This is a genomic window from Allobosea sp. P4_C6, from assembly GCF_056402015.1.
Genome location: NZ_JBFUIF010000105.1, coordinates 1 through 5,484, shown reverse-complemented (window position 1 = coordinate 5,484; position 5,484 = coordinate 1). Strand labels below are relative to the sequence as shown.

Here is a 5,484-nt window from a genome sequence, read left to right as displayed (position 1 = left end):
CTCCAAGGTCGCTCTCCACCTTTTCGAGAACGGCCATGCCGATGCGCTCGCCGCTTATCTCGCTGGCGATCGACAGCTCCCCGCCATCATCGCCGCCTTCAACGCCGAGGGTGTCCCGCTCCCGTCCAGCATGGGGGCGCCGGCATGAGCAATCCGCAGATAATTGCGCTGACATGTGCCGCTTTCGCGATGGTTGGCTGGGTGATGATGCGAGGTGTGATGTGACGAAGGCCGCGAAGCGACAGCCCCAGACCGAGACGCACCCGATCCCGGTCAAGAGCAAGATTGTCGAGCCGAATACTGCGGGCCGGCTCAGGGGGCTCGGCGGATCGTCATCGGACGACTGGAACAACATCCTCGCCAATCAGGCGTTCGGTTCCCTGTGGCTCGCCGGCTCCGATGAGGAGCGAGTGGGCAAGCAGTTCAAGTCCACCGCCGCCTACCTGACCAGCTTCAAGGCGAAGGACGAGCTCGAGGCGATGATGGGAACCCAGCTGTTCGCTGCCCACAACGCCGCGATGGAATGCTACCGCCGGGCGATGATTGTCGACCAGACATTCGCTGGCCGGTCCGAGAACCTCTCCCAGGCGAACAAGCTCTCGCGCACCTACGCGACGCTGATCGAGGCCCTGAACCGGCATCGCGGCAAGGGTGGCCACCAGAAGGTCACGGTCGAGCATGTCCACGTTCACGAAGGCGGTCAGGCCGCAATCGGCACCTTCGCCCCTGGGGGAGGGGGTGGAGTTGCAATAAAATCAGAGGTTCAATCCCATGCAAAGCCGAATGCCGATGCACCTGAGCCCCCGCTGCTGCGCTCGGACCCGATCGACAACGTCCTGCCAATCCCCGGCCATGCCGAACGGGAGATGTCGCATGCACGGCGGGACGAACCCCGGTCCGCCAAAGGGTAACCAACACAACCTGAAGAACGGGATGTTCACCGCCAAGGCGATCGAGCGGCGACGTATGGTCTCGGCGCTCGTGCGGAGCATGCGGGAGACGGCTGATCTGGTCTAACGAGCCGACGCAGTGAGGCGGGGGCAATCCTACCGTTGAGACGTTATTCAAAGCGCTCAACGTGATCGGTGTGCAGCTCTCGGTCAAAACGGCTTCCGCAGCCGCGGCATAGCGGCGAAGTTCAGAAGGCAGGGGCGCCCCGCCTGCTTGGAGACAACATGCCGTTTAAAACGCGTCGCACGTATCTGCTTTGGGAGCAGAGGGTCCAAGGGACTGAGACCCGGCCGAAGGGGATGCATCTTGTCACCTATTGGCACTGGCAAGCGAAGGCGGCAGCTTACGAGCAACGAGCTCTCGGAGCACTGGCCGCCCACGTGGGGATAGAACGGCGAAGCTAACCGAGGCCGTGGAGGGGCCATGGTCGTCGTCGGAGCAATCGTCGCATTCACTATCACCGTCTTCGTGTCGTCGAAGGCTATAAGCCAGGGTTACAAAACTCGAGCCTCCGAGTGGGACCGCAACGAGGAATCGGGCCCGACCTCGCGAGCACAGCAGCACTGGACCATGATCCATATCCGTGACGACCCCGGCGGCATCACCATGATGCTCGCCATCACGAACGGCTTGCTGGCGGCGATCCTGGCGGCGCTGCTCCTGCGATAGGAGCCGGACAAGTCAGCTCCCTAATCGGTTGCGGAAACAGCGGTTTGGGCCGCGCCTGTCCAAGTTGGACGCGGTCTTTTACGCCTTGGCTTTCTCCCGGCTTCGAAACGTGGCTATCTCTAAGACCGCTGGGGAGGCGTGCTTGGAATATCAGCTCGAACGAAAGGTGAGCCTATCCAACGAGAGCGAACATGAGCCGCTGTATCGTTGGTCCATTTCTGAAGAGCCTTTAGAAAGAGGCGGCGCCAAGGATCAGATTCCGTGGGCCTGGACGCTCTGGTTCGAGGGGACGGACGTAACCCTATCCGACATCGTCGAAAGCGACAGATACCTCCCAAAGGACGGAGATGCTTATGCGCCTGTGCGGCATCGTAGAGCGATAAATGYCAAGCTCCGGCCAGCGGAGGAGGGGCGACGCTCTTGGGATGTCACTCGGTTTTCATTCTTTGGTACCGACCGCAATATCTCGGACATCGGTCTCAGCGTGGAAGAGCTCCCCGCGGGAGACGAGAAAGAGCGCTGCGAAGTATGGGGATGCCCCAGCTATAAATGCGAGGGATCCGATTTCAGGACTGAGATCAGGGACGACTATCTCGGCTTCAATCTCTTCGTAAAGCGAGAGACATTCGCACGCCTTGCGACCCAGATTTCACTGTCAGCAGTGAACTCGCTCACCTTTCGGGCGGGAATGGTTCCAGGCTTCTATTCCAGTTGGTCTCCCACCATCCACACCAGCGGCATCAAGATCCTTTCTGCGATGAAGGATCACTTGGTCGAAATTCCGCCAGGGTGCGCAATCGACCCGCCGCGGCTTGATAGGGCCGGCGAATTTCACCTTTCGCTGAACTCCGCTCACACCCTAAAGAACAAGCCGGTCGAGGACGAACGCGGCCATGATGAGCTCGCCGGCGAGCCGGTATCTCGGCCCGTTGCGCCTCCGGTCCAAACTCATTGGGTTGCTCCGCCTCAAAACAATCTCGCGCCCGCTTTGAATCAGTTGCGGATCGCTGCCTGGCTGATTGTCGCTCTTCTGGTGGTCAACCTGGTGCGCTAGTCTAGGCGCTGGGTCAGAGCAAAAGTGGGTTCGCCCCCACTTTTGCTCCTATCCCCACCGCGACCATCGATCTGCTGGAGCAGTTCACCGGCGCGCCTGGCGGGCGCCGATCAAGGAGCCGGCAAAGCGGTCAGGTGGGCTTGATAACAAGCCGCCGAGATAGCTTGACTGCGAGGGGGTCATTTATAGATATTCGAGTAAATTCATAAATGCCCCTCTATCTCCTATCTCCTATTACCTCTTAGAGAGCTCCCCGATGGTCGGATCGAACCGCGTCCAGCGCCTCAAGCGGAAGGCCGGCATCGTCGCAAGCGAGCGCGCGGTCGTGGTCAACAAGGCCGTGGCCTATGTGCGCGTCTCCTCGACGGAGCAGGCCGAGCACGGCTTTGGCCTGACGACGCAGGAGGCAGCCATCCGCGCCTTCGCCACCAGCCAGGGTTATGAGCTCATCGAGGTGGTGACGGACGCCGCTGTGTCGGGTGCAACGCGGCCGGCCGAGCGCGACGGATTCCGCCGTGTGGTCGAGCTGGCAGAGGAGGGCGCATTCTCCGTCCTGCTGGTCTGGAAGTTCGATCGTCTCGCCCGTCAGATTGTCTATGCGGTGACCGCCGCCAATGACCTGCAGGAGCAACACGGCGTCCAGCTCCGCAGCGTCACGGAGCCGATCGACACGGCGACCGCGATGGGCCGGACCATCTTCGCCATCTTGTCCGGCATGGCCGAGCAGGAGCGCCAGGTCATCACGGAGAGGACGTTCCTTGGCCGGCAGGAAAAGGCGACGCGGGGAGGGTATGCCTGCGGGGCGGTGCCGCTGGGCTATGTCACCGACCGGGAGGGCGGGCTTGCGCCTGACGCCGAGAGCGCGGCGACGGTGCGCCGGATCTTCGCCATGCGGAAGGAAGGCGCCACGCTGCAGGCCATCGCCAGCGCCTTGAACGGGGACGGCATCGCAACGTCGCGCGGCGGCCGGTGGTGGCCGGCCACGGTTCGCTACATTCTCGACAACCCCAAATATCGCGGCGACAGCGAATACTTGTTCCGCTGGAACGGCGACGAGAAGCACGTCCAGCGCACCGGCACGCATGCTGCCTTGATAGATTGACGTCTAGCCGTCTAGCCGTCCTGCCAGCTTCCTGTCGCGCTCGCGTTGGGCCTTCGCGATGTCGATTGTTTTCCGAAAGCCCGCCATGCTGCAAAGCGGACGAGGGCGACAGCCCGAGGGCGCCTCCGCTGCTTCGAAGCAGTGCCTGGCTGAGAATGACAAGGAATTGGCCGCGGCTAACATGGACCCGCGTGCGCCGGTCATACACGGTCCCGGCCTATGAAAACCGCCGCCCCCCGCTTCATCGACGACAATGACCCGGACGGCCCGATCACCTACAACGACCCGGATGCGCCAAAGCCTATGTCCAAGGCACGGCGGCTGGTGTGCTTTGTGATAGGCACCGTCTTGTCGGGATGCGCTATGATGGCATTCATTGCTGGGGCCGAAGGGCCGAAGCGTGGCCTAATGTTCATGGCCGTCTTCGGCTTCGCTTTCGCCGGGGTCGTCTTATTGTCCTCGGCGCTGTTCCCGAATTTTTCCCTTGCTCGTGAAAGACGCGGCCGGGTTGTGAATTGATCTCGTGACCCAATTGCTGGAGAAAAGCATTGAAGCGAAGCAAATGGCCAGTCGCTCTCTATGTCGTCGGCCTTTTCCTTCTGGGCTCAATGCTCTTTGGAGGGGACGGAGGGGACCGAGCCGCACTTTTGGCGGTATTTATCAGTCTCGGCACGCTAGGTGATGTGCGGGTAGCCTGAGCTTGCTTCACGTGCCTTGCCATGTGTGAGGTCACGATGGCTCTGAGCATCTATGTCCGCATCACAGCCTCGACCGAGAAGCACGTCCAGCGCACCGGCACGCATGCTGCCTTGATAGATTGATGCCTTGCAGTCTAACCGTCTTGCTATCTCGTCATCTTCCTATCGCGCCCCGGCATGGCTTCTGGTGCAGTCATTTTCTGACGCAGCGGCCTATCTTGGTGGTCGTGTGGCTGCCAAGCGCGATCAGGGTTTCGATGAACTCGCCAGTGACGTGGTCAATGACGACTGTAAGCGTACCGATGCCAGTTTTGGCCCCGAACACGCTCGTCCTCTTGTTGGCCTCGTCCTCGACCGTCGTGATGGGTAACGGGGGCAGGCATTCGGATAAGCAAGTAACGAGCGTTGCCTCGGTGATCACCAGACGGCTCTTGATGTTGCGGAGCGTTGGGTCGCCGCGCTCGTCGGTGCAATGGATGGCACCAGAGGCCCGCATATCGCAGTCTGCCCGGTTGTTTTCGAGACATTCGAACGAGGCGGCGTAGGTCGGCGAAGCCCCAGCAACCAGCGCGCACGCCAGCAGTTTCCTAAGCAATGCCGTCATTTGCCTGGTTCCTCTCAGCCCTGCTCATTCGCAGAGGGTTCAGTCCCGCCATGGCCGCAAGGGCCCCATCCGGAGGCCCTTGCCCATTTAGCAGCGGGCAGGGCACTTAAAATTTCTGGCAGGTGCCTCGCGTCAAGAGCACCACATCAGTCGCACCTGGCGCGTTACCGAGTTCCCCTAGCATCCGCGCACTATAGTATTTCAATGTAGTAGTATCAATTGTAAAAAAATAGAAACTATCAACACACTGAACCATTTCAGGATGAGTATATTGAAATGGTTTAGAGCAAATATATTCTATTTCAGATGTCGAATTCTTATATTTCAATTTTGGCCAATCCATAACCAATGTGAATTTTTCCGGAGTAAAATTGGCATGACGAGGTCCATTCTTAAAACTAAAGCC

At 60.1% G+C, this 5,484-nt stretch carries 7 protein-coding genes and 1 pseudogene; 6 read left to right on the top strand and 2 right to left on the bottom strand.

Annotated features, from left to right (window positions below; genetic code table 11):
• The first annotated feature begins 221 nt into the window (after positions 1-221).
• The 6 genes and pseudogenes from AC1DVA_RS26130 (at position 222) to AC1DVA_RS26105 (ending at position 4,295) form a co-directional block, all read left to right on the top strand.
• Positions 222-911 carry a hypothetical protein gene (locus AC1DVA_RS26130; RefSeq protein ID WP_476807813.1) on the top strand — a complete coding sequence of 230 codons (690 nt, stop codon included), beginning with the start codon at positions 222-224 and terminating at the stop codon, positions 909-911.
• Positions 850-1,017: pseudogene (locus AC1DVA_RS26125) on the top strand (hypothetical protein); the annotation flags it as partial. The gene AC1DVA_RS26130 and the pseudogene AC1DVA_RS26125, both read left to right, overlap by 62 nt.
• Positions 1,018-1,374: 357 nt before the next feature.
• Positions 1,375-1,620 (top strand): hypothetical protein, encoded by a 246-nt coding sequence (locus AC1DVA_RS26120; protein ID WP_476807812.1) that lies wholly within the window; start codon positions 1,375-1,377, stop codon positions 1,618-1,620.
• A 142-nt stretch (positions 1,621-1,762) separates the two neighbouring features.
• On the top strand, positions 1,763-2,674 hold the full coding sequence (locus AC1DVA_RS26115) for a hypothetical protein (protein ID WP_476807811.1): 912 nt from the start codon (positions 1,763-1,765) through the stop codon (positions 2,672-2,674).
• A 256-nt stretch (positions 2,675-2,930) separates the two neighbouring features.
• Complete coding sequence (locus AC1DVA_RS26110; protein WP_476807810.1) at positions 2,931-3,776, top strand: recombinase family protein; 846 nt, start codon at positions 2,931-2,933, stop codon at positions 3,774-3,776.
• 219 nt (positions 3,777-3,995) lie between these two features.
• The gene (locus AC1DVA_RS26105; protein WP_476807809.1) at positions 3,996-4,295 is read left to right on the top strand and encodes a hypothetical protein; all 300 of its coding nucleotides are present in this window, start codon (positions 3,996-3,998) and stop codon (positions 4,293-4,295) included.
• A gap of 372 nt (positions 4,296-4,667) precedes the next feature.
• Here the strand turns inward: AC1DVA_RS26105 and AC1DVA_RS26100 are convergent, their stop codons facing one another.
• Positions 4,668-5,078 carry a hypothetical protein gene (locus AC1DVA_RS26100; protein WP_476807808.1) on the bottom strand — a complete coding sequence of 137 codons (411 nt, stop codon included), beginning with the start codon at positions 5,076-5,078 and terminating at the stop codon, positions 4,668-4,670.
• Between the two features lie 106 nt (positions 5,079-5,184).
• Positions 5,185-5,484 (bottom strand): hypothetical protein (locus AC1DVA_RS26095; protein WP_476807807.1); only part of this gene is annotated, 300 nt, incomplete at its 5' end.